Consider the following 18,594-nt stretch of genomic DNA (forward strand, 5'->3'; position numbering starts at 1 on the left):
AGATGACCTGCTGGACTCGGCCCCCTGCACGGCCCCGCTGCAGGGGCCCGCGCTGAGCTTGCGAAGCGTGGGGGGCAGCGGGGTCCTTCCTCAGTCCTCGCTGGCGGAGGACGGCAGCTTCGAGCTGATCAGCTCCATCACCGAGGAGTCGGTGAGGGTGGTGACGTCGCCCAGTTCGCGGTTCTCCGCCACGTCCCGGAGCAGCCGGCGCATGATCTTGCCCGAGCGGGTCTTGGGCAGCTCCGCGACGACCATGATCTGCCGGGGGCTGGCGATCGGGCCGATCTCCTTGCGCACGTGCTGGCGCAGGGTCTTCACCAGGTCCTCGCCGGAGTCGACGGCGTCCCCGCGCAGGATGACGAACGCGACGATGCCCTGGCCGGTCGTCGGGTCTGTGGCCCCCACCACGGCCGCCTCGGCGACCGTCGGGTGGCTGACCAGCGCGGACTCCACCTCGGTCGTGGAGATGCGGTGCCCGGAGACGTTCATGACGTCGTCGACCCGGCCCAGCAGCCAGATGTCGCCGTCCTCGTCGAGCTTGGCGCCGTCGCCGGCGAAGTAGACGCCCTGCCCGTACCGGGACCAGTAGGTGTCCACGTACCGGTCGTCGTCGCCCCAGATGGTCCGCAGCATCGCCGGCCACGGCTCGGTCAGCACCAGGTAGCCGGTGGCGCCCGGTTCGATCGGCTTGCCCTCCTCGTCGACCACGCTGGCCGCGATGCCGGGCAGCGGGCGCTGCGCCGAGCCGGGCTTGAGCGTGGTCACGGCGGGCAGGGGGGTGATCATGTGCGCGCCGGTCTCGGTCTGCCACCAGGTGTCCACGATCGGGCAGCGGCCGCCGCCGATGTGCGTGTGGTACCAGAGCCACGCCTCGGGGTTGATCGGCTCACCGACCGACCCGAGCAGCCGCAGCGAGGAGAGGTCGAACCCGGCCGGGACGTCCTCGCCCCACTTCATGAACGTGCGGATCGTGGTGGGCGCGGTGTAGAGCACCGTGACCCCGTACTCCTGGACGATCTCCCACCAGCGACCGCGGTGCGGGGTCTCCGGCGTGCCCTCGTACATCACCGAGGTCGTCCGGTTCGAGAGCGGGCCGTAGACGATGTAGCTGTGGCCGGTGACCCAGCCGACGTCGGCCGCCGTCCAGAAGACGTCGGTGTCGGGCTTGATGTCGAAGACCGCCCAGTGGCTGTAGCTGACCTGGGTCAGGTAGCCGCCGGTGGTGTGCAGGATCCCCTTCGGCTTCGCCGTCGTGCCCGAGGTGTACATGATGTAGAGCGGGTGCTCGGCGTCGAAGGCCTCGGCCTCGTGCTCGGCCGGCTGGCGGTCGACGAGCTCGTGCCACCAGACGTCGCGGCCCTCGGTCCACTCGACGTCGGTCTCGGTGCGCCGGACGACCAGCACGCTGCGTACGCCCTCGGTCTTGGTCAGCGCCTCGTCGACGTTCGGCTTCAGCGCGCTCGGCGCCCCCCGCCGGTAGCCGCCGTCGGCGGTGATCACGACCTTCGCGTCGGCGTCGGTGATCCGGCTGGCCAGCGCGTCGGGGGAGAACCCGCCGAAGACGACCATGTGGACGGCGCCGATCCGCGCGCAGGCCAGCATCGCGACGACGGCCTCGGGGATCATCGGCAGGTAGATCGCGACCCGGTCGCCGGCCTGGACCCCGAGCTCGACCAGCGCGTTGGCCGCCTTGCAGACCTCGTCCTTGAGCTGGGCGTAGGTGAGCGTGCGGGTGTCACCGGGCTCGCCGATCCAGTGGTAGGCGACCTGGTCGCCGTGGCCGGCGTCGACGTGCCGGTCCACGCAGTTCACCGCGACGTTGAGCTTCCCGCCGACGAACCACTTCGCGAACGGCGGGTTGCTCCAGTCCAGCGCCTGGTCCCAGGGCTGCGCCCAGTCCAGCCGCCGGGCGGCCTCCTCCCAGAACCCCACCCGGTCGGCGGCGGCGCGGTCGTAGACGTCCGGTCCGACGTTGGCGGCGGCGGCGAGCGCCTCCGGCGGCGGGAAGCCGCCCTCGGGGTTGGTCAGGCCGTGGGCCTCGGTCGTCTCGCTCATGCGGCACCTCCGGATCAGGGCGCCGCCTCCGCACACGGCGCCGTCTCTCGGGGACAACCTATGGCCCCGGTCACCGCCCCGTCAGGTCGGTGCGCGACGGGAAGCCGGCGACTGGGCAGACTGGCCCGGTGACCGACGACGCGTCCCAGGCGCTGGTCGCCGCCCGGGTGCCCGGTGCGGCCGCGCTCGGCCTCGTCGCACCGCCGTCGGCCGCGGTCGTGCCCGGCGTGCTGCTGGCCGACCCGGCCTGGACCGCCGAGATGCTGGCGGCGCGTGCCGCCCGGCAGCGCACCGAGGACCGCCGGGTGCTGGCCACCGTGTGGTGGTACTCGACGTCCAGCGTGCTGCTCGGTCCGGTGCTGGCCGGGCTGGTCACCGGCGTCGGGCTGTCCGCCCGGCTCGGCGACACCACGGTGCACGCCCTGGAGGGTCCTGTGCCCATCGCGGCGACGACCACCGGCCGCAGCGCCGCCCACCTGGTCGAGGACCTGCGGACGACGCTCGGCGCGGTCGTCGCCGCGGTGGCCGAGGCCGGTGGCACCCGGGAGCGGCCGCTCTGGGCGATCGCCACCGACTCGCTGGCCAACCGGCTGCTCGCCGTCGGCCGCGCGGTCGGCGACGTGCCGGCGGCGACCGCGCTGGCCGGACCGCTGGCCGCGGCGGTCGGGGCGCCGCTGCCGGCACCGCGCTACGTCGACGTCCGCGGGGTGCGGTTCACCCGGCGGGCGTCGTGCTGCCTGCTCTACCGCGTGCCGCACGAGCCGATGTGCACCTCCTGCCCGCACCGGGACCCGGCGACACGGCAGGTGCTGCTGGAGGACGCCGCGGAGCGCTGGGGCTGAGCGCGGGTCAGCCGGCGGCGCGGCGGGCCCGGTAGGCGGCCGCGTGCTCCCGGTTGGCGCAGCTGCTGTCGCAGAACCGGCGGCTGCCGTTCCGGGTGAGGTCCACCAGCGCGTCGTCGCAACCGTGCGCCGCGCACCGCCGCAGCCGGTCGAGGGCGTCGCCGCGGACCACGTCGGCCACCGCCATCGCCGCCTCCACGCCCATCCGGTCGGCCACCGACGCGCTCGGCTCGGTGGCGTGCACGTGGTAGCCCCAGTCGTCGTGCCGGACCAGCTGCGGGAGCGCGTGCCCGTCGCGGAGCAGCCGGTTCACCACCGCGACCACGCCGTCCTCGTCGGTGTCCCAGATGCCGGCCAGCACCGCGCGCAGCTGGTGCACCTCGGCCAGCTCGGCCTCGTCGCCGACCCGGCTGCCGGTGAACTCCCAGGTGTCCAGGAAGGCCGCCAGGGCCCCCGGGTCGGGCAGCCGTTCCTCGCCGTCCGCCGCGGTGTTCACCAGTGCGGCCGCGGCGGCCAGCGCCATCTCGGTGTCATGGGCAAACAGCATGTGACTCCTGACTCTGCTAGCGTCCCGATGTCAGGAGCGTACGTCCGTTGACTCCTGACGAGGAGGTGGCTGCCGTGCTCGACCGCCGGACCGGACTCGTGGGACTGCTGCTGGCGCTGCTCTCCGCTGCCGCCTTCGGCACCTCCGGGGTCTTCGCCACGGGCCTGCTGGACGCCGGCTGGACCGCCGGCTCCGCGGTCACCGCGCGCATGGCCGTCGCGGCGCTCGCGCTGACCGTGCCCGCCGTGGTCCAGCTGCGTGGCCGGTGGGGGCTGCTGCGCGCCAACGCCGGCGCCGTGCTGGCCTTCGGCGTGCTCGCGGTCGCGCTGCCCCAGCTCGCTTACTTCCTCGCCGTGTCCCGGCTGTCGGTCGGGGTGGCGCTGCTGCTGGAGTACTGCGGCGTCCTGCTGGTCGTGCTGTGGGTCTGGGCCCGGCTCGGGCAGCGCCCCAGCGCGGTCACCGGCGCCGGGGTGGTCGTCGCACTGGTGGGACTGGTGCTCGTGCTCGACGTCGTCCGTGGTGCCCGGATCGACCCGGTCGGTCTGGGTTGGGGCCTGCTCGCCGCCCTCGGACTCGCCTCCTACTTCGTGCTGTCCGCCCGGACCGACGACGCGCTGCCACCGCTGGCCAGCGCCTGGGCGGGGCTCACCGTCGGGGCACTGGGCCTGGGTGCGGCGGCTGCGGTCGGCGTCCTGCCGTGGCGGACGACCGCCTCCGACGTCGTGTTCGCCGGGCGGTCGACCAGCTGGCTGGTGCCGGTCCTCGGACTGTCGCTGCTCGCGGCGGCCTTCGCGTACGCCACCGGGATCGCCGCCGTCCGGCGGCTGGGCTCGCGGCTGAGCTCGTTCGTCGGGCTCAGCGAGGTGCTGTTCGCGGTGGCGGCCGCCTGGCTGGCGCTGGGGCAGCAGCCGGGGGCCGTCCAGCTGGTCGGCGGCGTCGTCGTCCTGGCCGGGATCGTGCTGGTCCGGTTGGGCGAGCGGCCGCCCGGGGAGCCGGCGGTCGACGTCGACCCGGTGCTGGCGGCGGACGACGCGACGGCCCGGTGAGCGCTGACGGGGCCGGGCGTCGACCGGCCCCGTCACCGCGTGCGGTCAGGCGGCGACCCGGGCGCGGACTGGCCGGGGCGGGTCAGCCGGGCGGCAGCGCCCGGTCGATCGCGGCACGCAGGTCCTCGATGCCCTCCCCGGTGAGCGCTGAGACGGCGACGGCGTCCGGGTAGGCCGAGCGCAGCGCCGCCAGCCACTCCGGCGGGGCGACGTCCACCTTGTTGAGCGCGAGCAGCTCGGTGTGGTCCCGGGCGCCGATCTCGTAGAGCACGCCGCGCACCGTCGTCACCTGGTCCATGGCGTCCGGCGCCGACGCGTCGACGACGTGCAGCACCAGGTCGGCCTCGACGACCTCCTCCAGGGTCGAGCGGAACGCGTCGACCAGCTGGTGCGGCAGGTGCCGGACGAAGCCCACCGTGTCGGTGAGCGTGTACCGGCGGCCGCCGGGCGAGCGGGTCTGGCGGACCGTCGGGTCCAGGGTGGCGAACAGCGCGTCCTGGACCAGGGCGTCGGCACCGGTCAGCCGGTTGAGCAGCGCGGACTTCCCGGCGTTGGTGTAACCGGTGATCGCCACCGAGGGCACCTGGTTGTGCCGCCGCCGGGAGCGGGTGCGCGCGCGGCGGCGGCCGGTCTCGGCCACCTGCCGGCGCAGCAGCGCCATCCGTCGCCGCAGGTGCCGTCGTTCGGTCTCCAGCCGCTGCTCACCGGGTCCGCGGACGCCGATCCCCGCGCCGCCGGCGACCCGGCCACCGCCGACCCGGGACAGCTCGGTGCCCTGCCCGCGCAGCCGGGGGAGCTGGTAGGCCAGCTGGGCCAGCTCGACCTGCGCCCGGCCCTCGCTGCTGCGGGCGTGCTGGCCGAAGATGTCCAGGATCAGCGCCGTCCGGTCGACGACCCGGGCCGCCAGCCGCTCCTCGAGGTTGCGGACCTGCGCCGGGCTGAGCTCGCCGTCGGCGATCACCATCCCCGCCTGGCGCTCGCGGACCAGGCCGGCCAGCTCGGCCACCTTGCCGGAGCCCAGGTAGGTCGCCGGGTCGGGCTCGTCCCGCGCCTGGGTCAGCCGGCCGACGACGGCCACCCCGTCGGTCTCGGCGAGGCGCTCCAGCTCGTCGAGCCCGCCGGCCGCCTCACCGGAGGCCTCCAGCCCGAGCAGGACGGCGCGGGCTCCGTCGTCCTGACCGGCCGCGGGGTCGTCGGCGGACAGCAGAGCGGTGCCGCCGGAGCGGACGAGCCAGGGACCGGGCATGGGAGGTGCCTCCGTGCGGAGACCGGGGGCGGACTCTGCTCGTCGCTGCGCCGTCGGGACGGCGTCCGGTCCGCCCAGCCTCGCCGGGTCCACGACGTCCTGCCACCGGAACGGTCACCGGAGGGCTCAGCCGGAGGCGGCGCGACCCAGCTCGTCGTGGGGGGCGTCGCTGATCCGCGGGAACGGTCGGGTCGAGAACACCGTCTCGACCGGCAGCCCGAAGAACTCCGCGATCCGCAGCGCCAGGTGCAGGCTGGGGTTGTACTCGCCGCGCTCGAGGTAGCCGACCGTCTGGTAGTGGACGCCGAGGGCGTCGGCGAGCTCGCGACGGCTGACCCCCTGCTCGGCCCGCAGCAGGGTGATCCGGTTGAAGACGCCCTCGTTCACCCGCTCACCGCACCCACTGCAGAGCCGCCTCCCGTGCCGCCTGGACCGCCGAGCCCGACTGGCGGCGGGCCATCCGGCGGAGCACCCGGGGCGCGACCAGCAGGCCGGCCACCGCCCACGCGGAGAGCACCACCAGCATCGTGCCCGTGCGCCAGGAGTCTCCCAGCTCGGCCACCGCCGCCTCCGCGGGGAGGAACGCCGAGCGCATGCCCAGCGCGATCCAGTAGACCGGGAAGACCTGGGCCACGGCCTGCACCCAGCCCCACATGGCCTGCACCGGGGTGAAGACGCCGGAGATCGCCACCAGCACGAGGACGGGCAGCATCCCCCAGGTGCCGACCTTCTGGACGCCCGGCACCACCGAGCCGAGCACCATGCCCCACGGCAGCGTCGCGAGCAGGCCGATCACGACCAGGCCGGCGACGGCCAGCCAGCCGCCCGCGCCACCCTGCATGACGTCGTCGAAGAGCAGCAGGCTCGGCACCAGCACGACCAGCAGGCCGGGTGCCAGGCTGAGCGACTGGAAGGTGAGCTGACCGGTCACGTAGCCCTGCATGCCGTGCGGGACCGCCTTGTGCCGCAGCAGGGTCCCGTCCTCGCGCTCCATCGCCAGGGCGTACGCCGGGCCGATCACCACGCCGAAGGTGAGCAGGGCGCCGAGCACGCTCGGCAGCGCGTACGTCGGGTACATCAGCCCGGTGCTGCCCACCTCGTTGTCCCGGTTGAACCACAGGACGGCGAGGGTGACCAGCCCGGTGAAGAGGTAGAAGCCCTGGTCCTGCGGGCTGCGGACGCTCTGCACGAACTCCGTCCAGCCTCGGCGGAGGCCCTGGCCGGCGGCGTGCCGGGAGGCGTTCACGGGGTCACCTCCGCCAGGTGCCGGGCCGGCGTCCGGGACTCGAACCGTTGGACCATCGCGAGGTAGGTGTCCTCCAGGTCGGGCCGGCGCACCTCCAGGTCGGTGAGCTCGTCGCCGTGCTGGGCGAGCAGCTGCCGGACGAAGGGGATCGGCTCGTCGGTGGCATGCACGAAACGCTCGCCGTGCTCGGCCCAGCGGACCTCGCTGGTACCGGCCACCTGGCGGGTCAGCGCGTCGGCACTGCCGTCGGCGACGATCCGGCCGTCGGTGAGGATCAGGATCCGGTCGGCCAGCCGCTCGGCCTCGCCGAGGTCGTGCGTGGTGAGCAGGATGCTGGTGCCCTCGAGGTCGGCGAGCCGGTGCACCAGGTCGTGGAAGTCCCGCCGGGCCTGCGGGTCGAACCCGGCGGTGGGCTCGTCCAGGAAGAGCAGCTCCGGCCGGCCGATCAGGCCGACGGCGACGTCGAGCCGGCGGCGCCGCCCCCCGGACAGGGTGGCGATCTTCCGGTCGGCGTCGGCGGTGAGGCCGACGGTGCCCAGCAGCTCGTCGACGTCCCACGGGCGGGGGTGCGCAGGTGTCGACCAGGGGGCGTAGTAGCCCGCCAGGTAGCGCAGCAGCCGCCGCGGCGTCCAGCGCGGGTGGTCGCGCCAGGACTGGAGCACCACCCCGATGCGTGCCCGCCAGGCGTCGTCGCCGGTCGCCGGGTCGGCGCCGAGCACCTGCACGTCGCCGGCCGAGGGCAGCCGGAAGCCCTCCAGCACCTCGATCGTGGTCGTCTTGCCCGCTCCGTTGGGCCCCAGCAGGCACACCACCTCGCCCTGCTCGACGTCGAAGTCGACGCCGGTGAGCACCTCGTGGGTGCCGTAGGTCATCCGCAGGTCACGGACCCGGACGGCGGGGGGACAGGCGGGTGCGGCCACGGGACCACTCCTCGGCAGCAGGCGGGGTTCGTGGCGCGGACAGTAGGACTGCTACATGCAGAGCACCAGTGCTATCAGCTCCGCGCTGCTGCTCAGACGCTGTCGCGAGGGGGACAGCTGCTGCCCGACGGCGTGTGCGTCACCGGACGGTCACCGGGCGTCCGCAGGGCCGGGTCGGCCGGCCGGAGGTGCGCCGGCGGACGTCGGAGCTGGGAGCGCCCTCAGGCGCCGAGTGCGACGACGTCGCCCACGACCCAGACCGCCGGCGGGCGCACGCCCTCGTCGACGAGGGTCTGCGCCAGACCGGCCAGCGTGGTGCGCACCGAGCGCTGCGCCGGGGTCGCCCCGTCGCTGACGACGGCGACCGGGGTCTGCGGGTCCCGGCCGTGCTCGATCAGCGCGGCGCTGATCGCCGGGGCGGTGTCGACGCCCATCAACACGACGACGGTGCCGCGCAGCCGGCCGAGCGCCGCCCAGTCGACCAGCGACGACGGGTGCCCGGGCGGGACGTGCCCGGAGACGACGACGAACTCGTGGGTCATGCCGCGGTGGGTGACCGGGATCCCGGCCAGCCCGGGCACGGCGATCGCGCTGGTCACGCCGGGGACGACCTCCACCGGGATGCCGGCGGCGGTGCACGCCTCCAGCTCCTCGTAGCCGCGGCCGAACACGAACGGGTCGCCGCCCTTGAGCCGCACCACCCGCTTGCCCCGCCGCGCCCGGTCGACCAGCAGGGTGTTGATCTGCTCCTGCGCCATCGCCCGCCCGCGGGGGAGCTTGGAGGCGTCGATGACCTCGACCTCCGGCGGCAGCGAGGCGAGCAGCCCCTGCGGGGCGAGGTGGTCGGCCAGCACGACGTCCGCCCCGGCGACGGCCTGCCGGCCCCGGACGGTGACCAGCCCCGGGTCGCCCGGCCCGCCGCCGACCAGCACCACGCTGCCGACGGCGACCGACGGGGCGCGCGCGGCCCGGTCGGCGATCGAGCCGTCGGTGAGCCCGGCGAGCACTGCGTCGCGGACGCCGACGGCGCGCTGCGGGTCGCCGCCGCCGTGCACGCCGACGACCAGGTCGCCCTGCCGGCCGACGGCGGGGGTCCACACCGTCGAGGTCGACCGGTCATCGGCCCGGGCGCAGAACACCCGGTCGCGCTCGGCCTCCGCGGCGACGGCGGCGTTGACCGCGGGGGCGTCGGTGGCGGCGACGGCGTACCAGGCGCCGGCGAGGTCCCCGGCGACGTACCGCCGGGGGTGCCAGGTCACCGACCCGGGGGCGACCAGGGCCTCCAGAGCGGGGGTCAGCTCCGGGCTCACCACGGTCACCAGGGCGCCGGCCTCGAGCAGGCCGGCGACGCGCCGGTGGGCGACCTGGCCACCGCCGACGACGACCACCCGGCGCCCCGCCAGCCGGAGGCCGACCGGGTAGACGGTGGCGGGATCGGTCGGGGAGCTCACTTCTCGGTGACGCCCGCCGAGTCGAAGGTGGCGACGTCGCGCAGCGCGCGGGCCGCGCTGGCGACCAGCGGGAACGCCAGCAGCGCGCCGGTGCCCTCGCCCAGCCGCAGGTCCAGGCCCAGCAGCGGGCGCAGCCCCAGCGCGCGCAGCGCCAGGCCGGCGCCCGGCTCGGCGGAGCTGTGCCCGGCGAGGGCGTGCTCGAGCGCCGTCGGGCAGAGCGCGGCGGCGACCAGCGCCGCCGAGCCGGCGATGACGCCGTCGAGCAGCACCGGGACGCGGGCCGCGGCAGCGCCGAGCAGGAAGCCGGCCAGCGCGGCGTGCTCGAGCCCGCCGACCTCCGCCAGCGCGGCGAGCGCCTCCTCGGGGGTCGTCGGCGGCGCCGGCACCCGGGCCACCGCGCGGGTGACGACGTCGACCTTGCGGGCCAGGGTGGGGTCGTCGACCCCGGTGCCGCGGCCGGTGGCGGCGACCGGGCTCGCGCCGGTGAAGGCGCAGACCAGGGCGGCCGAGGCGGTGGTGTTGGTGATCCCCATGTCGCCGGTGACCAGGCAGCCGTGGTCGGCGGCGAGCCCGGTGGCCACCTCGATGCCGACCTCGACGGCGCGCCGGGCCTCCTCGAGCGTCATCGCCGGGCCGAGGGCCAGGTCGGCGGTGCCGCGGCGGACGTTGCGGTCCAGCAGCCCGGCAGCCGGGCCGACCGGCGAGGCGACCCCGACGTCGACCACGACGACGTCCGCGCCGAGGCCGGCGGCGAAGGCGTTGACCACCGCACCGCCGGTGGCGAAATTGGCCACCATCTGGGCGGTCACCTCCTGCGGCCACGGCGTGACGCCCTGCGCGTGCACCCCGTGGTCACCGGCGAAGACAGCGACGGCGGCGGGGGTCGGCAGCGGCGCCGGGCACTCCCCGGCGGTCCCGGCGAGCTGGGCGGCCACGTCCTCCAGCACGCCGAGCGAGCCCGGCGGCTTGGTCATCCGGTCCAGCCGCTGCCGGGCAGCGTGCTCCGCTGCGGCGTCCCGGGGGCGGACGGCGGCGATCGTCTCGCCCAGCAGCGTGCCGGCGAAGTGGCTCAACGGGTCTCCTCCGAGGTGGTGGTCCCGGCGAGGACCTCGACAAGGATCTCAGCCAGCACGGCGCCGAACGCACGCGAGGTGCCGGGGTCCCGGACGGCGACCCGCAGGTGGTCACCGGTGAGCCCGGGGAAGGTGTCGCCGCGGCGCACCGCCCAGCCCCGTTCCCGCAGCCGCTCGCGCACGACCGCGCCGCCGGGGACGTGCAGCAGGACGAAGGAGGCGCGCGGGGTGCCGACCACCCGCACGCCGGCCGGCAGCGCGGCCAGCAGCGCCGCCCGGTGCTCGACCAGCTGCCGCGCGGCCGCGTCGGCCTCGGCCTGCGCCGCGGGTGCCGTGCAGGCCGACAGCGCGGCGAGCCCGTAAGGGAGACGGGCCAGTGCGGCTGCTGGGCGGCCAGCGCCGCGACCAGGTCGGCCGGGCCCAGCGCGTAGCCGACCCGCAGCCCGGCCAGCCCCCAGGTCTTGGTCAGGCTGCGCACCACCAGCAGGCCCGGGAGGTCGGCGCGCCCGGCCAGCGACGCGGGTTCGCCGGGCACCGTGTCGGCGAACGCCTCGTCGACGACGAGCACCCGGCCCGGCCGGGCCAGCGCCGCGACCGCCTCGGCCGGGTGCAGCACCGACGTCGGGTTGGTCGGGTTGCCCAGCACCACCAGGTCGGCGTCCTCGGGCACCCCGCCCAGCAGGTACCCCGGGGGCGCCAGCAGCAGCCGATCGACCGGGTGCCCGGCGGCGCGCAGCGCGGCCTCCGGCTCGGTGAAGGACGGGTGTACGACGACCGCCCGCCGGGGCTGCAGCGCGCGGGCGAGCAGGGTGAACGTCTCGGCCGCGCCGGCGGTCAGCAGCACCTCGGCCTCGGGCCGCCCGTGCGCCGCGGCGACGGCGGCGCGGGCCGCCCGCGGGTCGGGGTATCCGGCGCTCGCGTCGACGGCGTCGTGCAGGACCGCGCGCAGCCAGTCCGGCGGGGTGCCGTCCCGGACGTTGACGGCGAGGTCGACCAGGCCGGGGGTCGCCTCGACGTCCCCGTGGTGGCGCAGGTCCGGCTCGGCCGCCACCGCCACGGTGACCCGGCCGTGGACGGTCTTGCCGACGACGAGCTGCCCGCCGTCGAGCAGCGCGGCGGCCTCGGCCACCGAGGGGGTGCCGACGGCGGCGGCGACCCGCGCCGACGGTGCCGGGACGGGCACCGTGGCCAGCGCCGCGGCCGGGTGCCCGGTCAGCGGCCAGCCGCGGCGGGCAGCGGCCTCGCGCAGCCCCGGCTCGGTGCTGCGGGCGTCGAGGGTGGCCAGCCGCACCGGGCCCCCGGCCGCGGGCAGCACCGCGTCGACCGCGGCGAGCACCTCCTCGACGGTCACCCCGGTGGCGGCGCCGACCCCGACGGTCAGCACGCCCGGACGCCCGGGGAGTCGGGCAGGGCGGCGACCAGGGCGTCGGCGTCGCGGGGGAGGGCGCCGCCGGGCAGCAGCCCCAGGGCCTGCAGCCGGGCCCCCACGGTGAGCGCCCAGGGCCGGTCCAGCCGGGCGCGGGCCAGCAGGACGTCGTCCCCGAGGACGACGTCCGGGCGGCCCTGCACGACCCCGCCGTCGACCACGACGGCGACCTCGTCGGCCCAGCGCAGCGCCAGGTCGACGTCGTGGGTGCTCATCACGACGGTGGAGTCCGCCTCCTGCAGCCGGCTCAGCGCGGCCAGCGCCTCCCCGACGGCGGTCGGGTCGAGCCCGGCGGTCGGCTCGTCGAGCAGCAGCACGCAGGGACGCATGGCGACCGCGCCGGCGATCGCCACCCGCTTGCGCTCGCCGTAGGAGAGCTGGTGGGTGGGCCGGCCGGCCAGGTGCGTGACGGACAGCAGGTCCAGCGCCTCGGCGACCCGGGCGCGCACCTCGGCCTCGGGCAGCTCGAGGTTGACCGGACCGAAGGAGACGTCCTGGGCGACCGAGGCGCTGAACAGCTGGTCGTCGGGGTCCTGCAGCACCAGCTGGACCGCCTGCCGGTGGGCGCGCAGGCCGGCGCGGGTGTGCCGCAGCTCCGCGCCGTCCAGGGTCACCCGGCCGCGGGCCGGGGCCAGGGCGCCGGACAGGCAGCGCAGCAGCGTGGTCTTGCCCGAGCCGTTCGCGCCGAGCACCGCGAGCCGCCGGCCCGGGGCCACGGTGAGCGAGGCGCCGTCGAGCACCGGCCGGGACCGGTCGTAGCCGACCACCAGCCCGGTGCCGGCCAGGGTCAGGTGGCTCACCGGGCCACCACCAGGCTGACCGCGGTGAGCGCGGCGAGGCCGAGCACGCTGGCGGCCTCGAAGCGGCGGGAGGCGGGCAGCGTCTCCGGCAGCACCCGCAGCCCGGTCTCCAGACCGCGGCCGGCCAGCCCCTCCTGCAGCCGCCGGGCGCGGTCCCAGGAGCGGGTGAGCACCGCGGCGGCCAGCGCCCCCGACGAGCGGTAGGAGTGGCGCAGGCCGGCGTAGCCCATCCGGGCGGTCTGCGCCTCGCGGATGGTGCGCAGGCTGGTGAGCAGCACGAACAGCATCCGGTAGGTCACCGAGGCGACCTCGATGACGGCGGCGGGCACCCGCAGCCGCTGCAGCGCCGGCAGCAGGTCCGACAGCGGCGTCGTGGTGGCCAGCAGCAGGACGGCGGCGCTGCCGGCCACCGCGTGACCGACCAGCGAGCCGGCCCGGGCCGCGGCGTCCGGCGCCCAGCCGACCCCGCCGCCGCCGACCTCGACGACCGTGGTCAGCGCGCCGATCGCGATGAACGCCAGCGGCGCCCGCACCGCCCGGCCGAAGGTGCGCGCCGGCACCCGGGCCGGGCCCAGCGCCAGCCCGACCGCGACCAGCCCGACCAGCACGCTCCCCGGCCACACCGGCAGCAGCAGCGCGCTGAACACCAGGCCCAGGCTGACCAGCACCTTGTCCCCCGGGGAGCGGGGACGCCAGGCGCTGGCCCAGGCGGCGTCGTCGATCGCGAGTCCGCTCACGGCCCGCCGGCCTCGTCCTGCTGCGCCGCCTTCTCGGCGACCCGGCGTCCGCGCAGCCGGCCGAGCACGTAGCCCAGGACGCCGCCGCCGAGTGCTGCCTGGAGCGCGAACAGCCCGGACTCGACCTCGGCGGACCCCGGGGAGAAGACCGAGGAGAACCACGGCGTGTAGCCCGGGTCGGACTCCTCGATCAGCTCGGTCGCGCGGCTGTCGGTACCGGCGTAGTCGCTCCCGTCGTCGAGGAGCAGCGGCAGCGCGAACAGCGCGACGACGGCGAGCACCAGCAGCGCCGTCACCACGTGCCGCCTCACCGCCGTTCCCCCTCGCCGGTCTCGGCGCCGAAACCGGGCCCGGTCTCGGCGCCGGAACCTGGTTCGTCGGGCTCGGGGGTGAGGACGCCGAGGCGCTCGAGCTCGGGCCGGGCGTTGACCGTGAGCACCCGGAACAGCAGGACGCCGAGCAGCCCCTCGCCGATCGCCAGCGGGACCTGGGTGACCGCGAAGACGCCGAGGAACTTGACCGCCGCGCCGAGGAAGCCGCTCTCGGCGTCCGGGTGCGCCCAGGCCAGCTGCAGCGCCGTGGTCACGTAGGTGGAGAGGTCCGACAGCGCCATCGCCGCGAACACGGCCGGCAGCAGGCCGCCGCCGAGCCGGCGGGTGAGCCGGTAGGCGCCGTAGCCGACCCACGGCCCGACGACCGCCATCGAGAAGGCGTTGGCGCCGAGCGTGGTGAGCCCGCCGTGGGCCAGCAGCAGCGCCTGGAACAGCAGCACGATCGTGCCCAGCAGCGCCATCACCGGGGGCCGGAACAGGACGGCGCCCAGCCCGGTGCCGGTCGGGTGGGACGACGAGCCGGTCACCGAGGGCAGCTTGAGCGCGCTCAGCACGAAGGTGAACGCCCCGGCGGCGCCCAGCAGCAGCGTCGACTCGGGGTTCTCCCGCACCTCCCTGACCACGCACCGGGCGCCGTGGACGACGAACGGGGCGGCGGCGACGGTCCAGCCGATGGCGTGCGCGGGCGGGAGGAACCCCTCAGCGATGTGCACCCAGCACCTCCTGACGAGCGGCCGCGGTGACGAAGCGCGAGGCCATGGCGGGGGAGCCGGCCCAGTGGAGGTGCAGGTAGCTGGCGTGCACGCTGCCGGAGACGAAGCCCTCGGGGCCGTCGGCGTTCCACTGCCAGGCCGGGGTCGCGCCCGCCGCGGGGGAGGCGGTGGTGCGGTGGAACTCGTGACCGCGGACCCGAGTGCCGGCCGGGGCGAGCACGCTGTCGGTGAGCGCCACCGCCGACCGGTACCCCAGGGTCAGCCGGGGGTGCATCGCGGTCGTCGTCGGCAGCACGCCGCACATCGGCTCGCCGTCGAGCTCCCGGGACAGGTAGAGCAGCCCGGCGCACTCGGCGGCGATCGGCCCTCCCCGGGCGGCGAGGTCGGCGATCGCCGTCCGCAGGCCGACGTTCGCGCTCAGCGCGCTGGCGTGCACCTCCGGGAACCCGCCGCCGACGACCAGCGCCGCGGTGCCCTCGGGCAGTGCGGAGTCGCGCAGCGGGTCGACGGTCACCACCTCGGCGCCGGCGGCGGTCAGCAGCTCGGCGGTCTCGGCGTAGCCGAAGGTGAAGGCCGGGCCGCCGGCGACGGCGACGACCGGCCGGCCGGGCACCGCGGTGACCTCGGCGACCGGGTCCCACGCGTCGCCGGCCAGGTCCGGGGCGGTGCGGGCCAGCCGGAGGACGGCGTCCAGGTCGACGCTCGCCTCGACGACCGCACCCAGCGCGCGCACCGTGCGCACCGCCTCGGCCGAGCGCTCGGCGGCCGGCACCAGCCCGAGGTGCCGGGACGGGGTCTGCAGCGCCTCGATCCGGCGGACCGCGCCGAGCACCGGCACCCCGGCCGCGCCGAGCGCCTCGCGCAGGATCGCCTCGTGCCGGTCGCTGCCGACCCGGTTGAGGACGACGCCGCCGATCCGCACCGTGGGGTCGAAGGTGGCGAACCCGTGCACGAGCGCGGCCACGCTGCGGGCCTGCGAGGCGGCGTCGACGACCAGCACCACCGGCGCCTGCAGGTGGGCGGCGACCTGCGCGGTGGAGCCGTAGCCGGGCTCGACGCTGGCGTGCGCGGCGCCGTCGAACAGGCCCATCACGCCCTCGACGACGGCGACGTCGGCACCGCGGGCGCCGTGCAGGAACAGCGGGGTGACCCGGTCCTCGCCGGCCAGCCACATGTCCAGGTTCCGGCCGGGGCGGCCGGCGGCCAGACCGTGGTAGCCGGGGTCGATGTAGTCCGGGCCGACCTTGTGCGGGCTGACGACGAGGCCGCGGTTCGTCAGCGCGGCGACCAGCCCGGTGGTGATCGACGTCTTGCCCGCGTTGGACGACGGCGCCGCGACGACGATCCGCGGGATCCGGTGGCTGCTCACCGGTCCGCCCCGCGGTTGATCATCGGCATCTGGTCGTTCGACACGCCGGCGGGACGCGCCACCCGCCGATGATCAACAGGGGAGGGGGTCACGTCGGTCACCACTCGATCCCCCGCTGGCCCTTCTGGCCGGCGTCCATCGGGTGCTTGACCTTGGTCATCTCCACGACCAGGTCGGCGGCCTCGACGAGCCGGGGGTGGGCGTCGCGCCCGGTGACGACCACGTGCTGGTTGCCCGGCCGGTGGGTCAGGGTCTCGACGACGTCCTCGACGTCGACCCAGCCCCACTTCAGCGGGTAGGTGAACTCGTCGAGCACGTAGAAGCGGTGCGCCTCGGCGGCCAGGTCGCGCTTGATCTGCGCCCAGCCCTCGGCGGCGTCGGCGGCGTGGTCGGTCTCCTCGCCGTGCTTGCGCGACCAGGACCAGCCCGAGCCCATCTTGTGCCAGACGACCGGGCCGCCCTCGCCGGTCTCGGCGTGCAGCCGGCCCAGTGCGGTCAGCGCGTTCTCCTCGCCGACCTTCCACTTGGCGCTCTTGACGAACTGGTAGACCGCGATCGACCACCCCTGGTTCCAGGCCCGCATCGCCATCCCGAACGCGGCGGTGGACTTGCCCTTCATCTCCCCGGTGTGCACCGCCAGCAGCGGGCGGTTACGGCGCTGGCGGGTGGTGAGCCCGTCGACCGGGACGGCGGTGACCTGCCCCTGCGGCATCAGGCCGCCCGCCGTTCCCGGACGACGCCGGCCAGCTGCTCCGCGCCCAGCTCCTCCAGGCGCAGGATCTGCGCGCCGAGCTGGAGACCCAGGGACGCCGCCAGGCCCAGCCGCACCGGGCCGGACTCGCAGTCGACGACGACACCGGCCACCCCCGTGGCCGCCAGCAGTGCCGCCGCGCGCCGGGACTCGCCGAGGGAGTCGGTGCCGCGGGCGCCGGTGGCCCGCCCGTCGGTGACGACGACGAGCAGCGGCCGGCGGTGCGGATCGCGGACCCGTTCCAGCCGCAGGGTCTCGTGGGCGCGCAGCAGCCCGGCGGCCAGCGGTGTCCGGCCGCCGGTGGGCAGGCCGGTGAGCCGGGCGGCGGCCGCCTCGACCGACCAGGTGGGCGGCAGGGCCAGCTCGGCCTCGCCGCCGCGGAAGGTGATCAGCCCGACCTTGTCCCGCCGCTGGTAGGCGTCCAGCAGCAGGGAGAGGACGGCGCCCTTCACCGCGGCCATGCGCGAGCGGGCGCCCATCGAGCCGCTGGCGTCGACGACGAAGAGCACCAGGTTGCCCTCGCGGCCCTCGAGCGAGGCCTGGCGCAGGTCCTCGCGCTGGACGCGCAGCCCGGTGCCGCTGCGGCCGCGCGCCCGCTGGTGCGGTGCGGCGGCGAGCACGGTGTCGACCAGGTGCAGCCGGGTGACCGGGCCGTCGGGGCGCCGCGAGCCGACCACCCGGCCGCGCTCGCTGCGCGCCCGGGACCGGCGCCCGGCCGCGCCCGCGCCGATGCCGGGCACCTCCAGGCGCTGCACGCGGAACGGCGAGTCGGGGGCGACGGCCGCCTTCTCCGGCGCGGGCGCGGCCTCGGTGTGCCCACCGCCCTCACCGCGCGGCGCCGTCGTCGGCCCCTCGTCGTCCGCGGGCATAGGTTCCTTTACCTGCGTTTCGGCCTCGGATCCGCCGGTATTGGTTCCTTTACCTGCGTCGCCGGACGGCGGGGGAGTGCCGCCGCCACCGTCGGGGCCGCCGGGGCCGCCGTCGGTCGGGGGTTCGGGGTCGTCGTCGGGCTCGTCGGGGCGGGAGTCGGCGAGGGCCTGGTCCAGGGTGTCCTCGTCCAGGCCGGGGGCGTCGAAGGGGTTGCGGCGGCGGCGGTGCGGCAGGGCCAGCCGGGCGGCGACCCGGACGTCGTCCTCGGTGACGTCGGTGCGGCCGCACCAGGCGGCGTGCGCGATGGCGGCGCGGGCGGTCACGATGTCGGCGCGCAGCCCGTCGACGTCGAAGGCGGCGCAGACGCTGGTGACCTGGCGCAGCGCCGCGTCGGAGAGGACGACCTGCGGCAGCCGTTCCCGCGCCCCGGCGATCCGGGCGGCCAGCGCGGCCTCGTCGGCGGCCCAGGTCGCGGCGAAGCCGGCCGGGTCGGCGTCGTGGGCGAAGCGGCGGCGCACCACCTCGGCGCGGAGGTCGGCGTCCCGCGGGGCGGCCACCTCGACGGTGAGGCCGAAGCGGTCCAGCAACTGGGGGCGGAGCTCGCCCTCCTCGGGGTTCATCGTGCCGACCAGCAGGAACCGGGCGGCGTGCTGCACCGAGACGCCCTCCCGCTCGACGTAGGCGCGGCCGAGCGCGGCGGCGTCGAGGAGCAGGTCGACCAGGTGGTCGTGCAGCAGGTTGACCTCGTCGACGTACAGCACGCCGCGGTGGGCGCCGGCGAGCAGTCCGGGCTCGAAGGACTTCACGCCCTCGGTGAGCGCGCGCTCCAGGTCCAGCGAGCCGACCAGCCGGTCCTCCGAGGCGCCGACCGGGAGCTCGACCAGCCGGGCGGCCCGGGTGACCGACGGGGTGCCGGGGTCGTGCGGGCCGTCGGGGCAGCCGGGGTCGGGTGCGGCGGGGTCGCAGGCGAACCGGCAGCCGGCGACGACGGTGACCGGCGGGAGGACGGCGGACAGCGCCCGCACGGTGGTGGACTTCGCCGTCCCCTTCTCCCCGCGGACCAGCACACCGCCGACGGCGGGCGAGACGGCGTTGAGCAGGAGGGCGAGCCGCATGTCGTCCATGCCGACGACGGCGCCGAACGGGTAGGTCACGGGTAGGTCACTGGTC

General features: G+C 76.3%; 17 protein-coding genes and 1 pseudogene. 2 read left to right on the forward strand and 16 right to left on the reverse strand.

Features of this window, described 5'->3' with window-relative positions:
• Positions 1-90: 90 nt before the first annotated feature.
• Positions 91-2,055 carry an acetate--CoA ligase gene (gene acs, locus MODMU_RS02950; protein ID WP_014738676.1) on the reverse strand — a complete coding sequence of 655 codons (1,965 nt, stop codon included), beginning with the start codon at positions 2,053-2,055 and terminating at the stop codon, positions 91-93.
• A 128-nt stretch (positions 2,056-2,183) separates the two neighbouring features.
• Here acs and MODMU_RS02955 point away from each other — a divergent pair, with 128 nt between their 5' ends.
• Positions 2,184-2,897 carry a (2Fe-2S)-binding protein gene (locus tag MODMU_RS02955; RefSeq protein WP_014738677.1) on the forward strand — a complete coding sequence of 238 codons (714 nt, stop codon included), beginning with the start codon at positions 2,184-2,186 and terminating at the stop codon, positions 2,895-2,897.
• Between the two features lie 7 nt (positions 2,898-2,904).
• On the opposite strand, the gene MODMU_RS02960 is transcribed toward MODMU_RS02955, so the two are convergent.
• Positions 2,905-3,444, reverse strand: a complete 540-nt coding sequence (locus MODMU_RS02960; RefSeq protein WP_014738678.1) for a CGNR zinc finger domain-containing protein — start codon at positions 3,442-3,444, stop codon at positions 2,905-2,907.
• A 74-nt stretch (positions 3,445-3,518) separates the two neighbouring features.
• On the opposite strand from MODMU_RS02960, the gene MODMU_RS02965 reads away from it, so the two are divergent.
• Positions 3,519-4,490, forward strand: a complete 972-nt coding sequence (locus tag MODMU_RS02965; protein WP_014738679.1) for an EamA family transporter — start codon at positions 3,519-3,521, stop codon at positions 4,488-4,490.
• Between the two features lie 82 nt (positions 4,491-4,572).
• Here the strand turns inward: MODMU_RS02965 and hflX are convergent, their stop codons facing one another.
• The 14 genes and pseudogenes from hflX to MODMU_RS03035 form a co-directional block, all read right to left on the reverse strand.
• Complete coding sequence (hflX, locus tag MODMU_RS02970) at positions 4,573-5,736, reverse strand: GTPase HflX (RefSeq protein ID WP_014738680.1); 1,164 nt, start codon at positions 5,734-5,736, stop codon at positions 4,573-4,575.
• A gap of 126 nt (positions 5,737-5,862) precedes the next feature.
• Positions 5,863-6,123: a helix-turn-helix transcriptional regulator gene (locus MODMU_RS02975; protein WP_014738681.1), complete on the reverse strand. Its 261-nt coding sequence runs from the start codon at positions 6,121-6,123 to the stop codon at positions 5,863-5,865.
• Between the two features lie 4 nt (positions 6,124-6,127).
• Positions 6,128-6,982, reverse strand: coding sequence for an ABC transporter permease (locus MODMU_RS02980; RefSeq protein WP_014738682.1), 855 nt, complete (start codon positions 6,980-6,982; stop codon positions 6,128-6,130).
• Positions 6,979-7,902, reverse strand: a complete 924-nt coding sequence (locus MODMU_RS02985; protein ID WP_231851753.1) for an ABC transporter ATP-binding protein — start codon at positions 7,900-7,902, stop codon at positions 6,979-6,981. The genes MODMU_RS02980 and MODMU_RS02985 overlap by 4 nt, the downstream gene beginning before the upstream one ends.
• A 221-nt stretch (positions 7,903-8,123) precedes the next feature.
• Positions 8,124-9,353 carry a uroporphyrinogen-III C-methyltransferase gene (cobA, locus tag MODMU_RS02990; protein WP_014738684.1) on the reverse strand — a complete coding sequence of 410 codons (1,230 nt, stop codon included), beginning with the start codon at positions 9,351-9,353 and terminating at the stop codon, positions 8,124-8,126.
• On the reverse strand, positions 9,350-10,426 hold the full coding sequence (gene cobT, locus MODMU_RS02995; RefSeq protein WP_014738685.1) for a nicotinate-nucleotide--dimethylbenzimidazole phosphoribosyltransferase: 1,077 nt from the start codon (positions 10,424-10,426) through the stop codon (positions 9,350-9,352). Before cobT ends, cobA begins: the two co-directional genes overlap by 4 nt.
• A gap of 421 nt (positions 10,427-10,847) precedes the next feature.
• Positions 10,848-11,810, reverse strand: a pseudogene (locus MODMU_RS29250) (cobalamin biosynthesis protein); the annotation flags it as partial.
• Positions 11,804-12,652: an energy-coupling factor ABC transporter ATP-binding protein gene (locus MODMU_RS03005; RefSeq protein WP_014738687.1), complete on the reverse strand. Its 849-nt coding sequence runs from the start codon at positions 12,650-12,652 to the stop codon at positions 11,804-11,806. The gene MODMU_RS03005 and the pseudogene MODMU_RS29250, both read right to left, overlap by 7 nt.
• Positions 12,649-13,389 carry a cobalt ECF transporter T component CbiQ gene (cbiQ, locus tag MODMU_RS03010; protein WP_014738688.1) on the reverse strand — a complete coding sequence of 247 codons (741 nt, stop codon included), beginning with the start codon at positions 13,387-13,389 and terminating at the stop codon, positions 12,649-12,651. The genes MODMU_RS03005 and cbiQ overlap by 4 nt, the downstream gene beginning before the upstream one ends.
• Entirely contained in the window at positions 13,386-13,700 is a 315-nt protein-coding gene (locus MODMU_RS03015; protein ID WP_014738689.1) for an energy-coupling factor ABC transporter substrate-binding protein, read from the reverse strand. Before MODMU_RS03015 ends, cbiQ begins: the two co-directional genes overlap by 4 nt.
• Entirely contained in the window at positions 13,697-14,434 is a 738-nt protein-coding gene (locus tag MODMU_RS03020) for an energy-coupling factor ABC transporter permease (RefSeq protein WP_014738690.1), read from the reverse strand. The genes MODMU_RS03015 and MODMU_RS03020 overlap by 4 nt, the downstream gene beginning before the upstream one ends.
• Entirely contained in the window at positions 14,421-15,803 is a 1,383-nt protein-coding gene (locus MODMU_RS03025) for a cobyrinic acid a,c-diamide synthase CobB (RefSeq protein ID WP_014738691.1), read from the reverse strand. The genes MODMU_RS03020 and MODMU_RS03025 overlap by 14 nt, the downstream gene beginning before the upstream one ends.
• Before the next feature lie 97 nt (positions 15,804-15,900).
• Positions 15,901-16,515 (reverse strand): cob(I)yrinic acid a,c-diamide adenosyltransferase, encoded by a 615-nt coding sequence (cobO, locus tag MODMU_RS03030; protein ID WP_014738692.1) that lies wholly within the window; start codon positions 16,513-16,515, stop codon positions 15,901-15,903.
• Positions 16,515-18,578 carry a putative cobaltochelatase gene (locus tag MODMU_RS03035; protein ID WP_014738693.1) on the reverse strand — a complete coding sequence of 688 codons (2,064 nt, stop codon included), beginning with the start codon at positions 18,576-18,578 and terminating at the stop codon, positions 16,515-16,517. Before MODMU_RS03035 ends, cobO begins: the two co-directional genes overlap by 1 nt.
• Between the last annotated feature and the right edge of the window lie 16 nt (positions 18,579-18,594).

Origin of the sequence: Modestobacter italicus (assembly GCF_000306785.1) — a bacterium.
Classification (GTDB): domain Bacteria; phylum Actinomycetota; class Actinomycetes; order Mycobacteriales; family Geodermatophilaceae; genus Modestobacter; species Modestobacter italicus.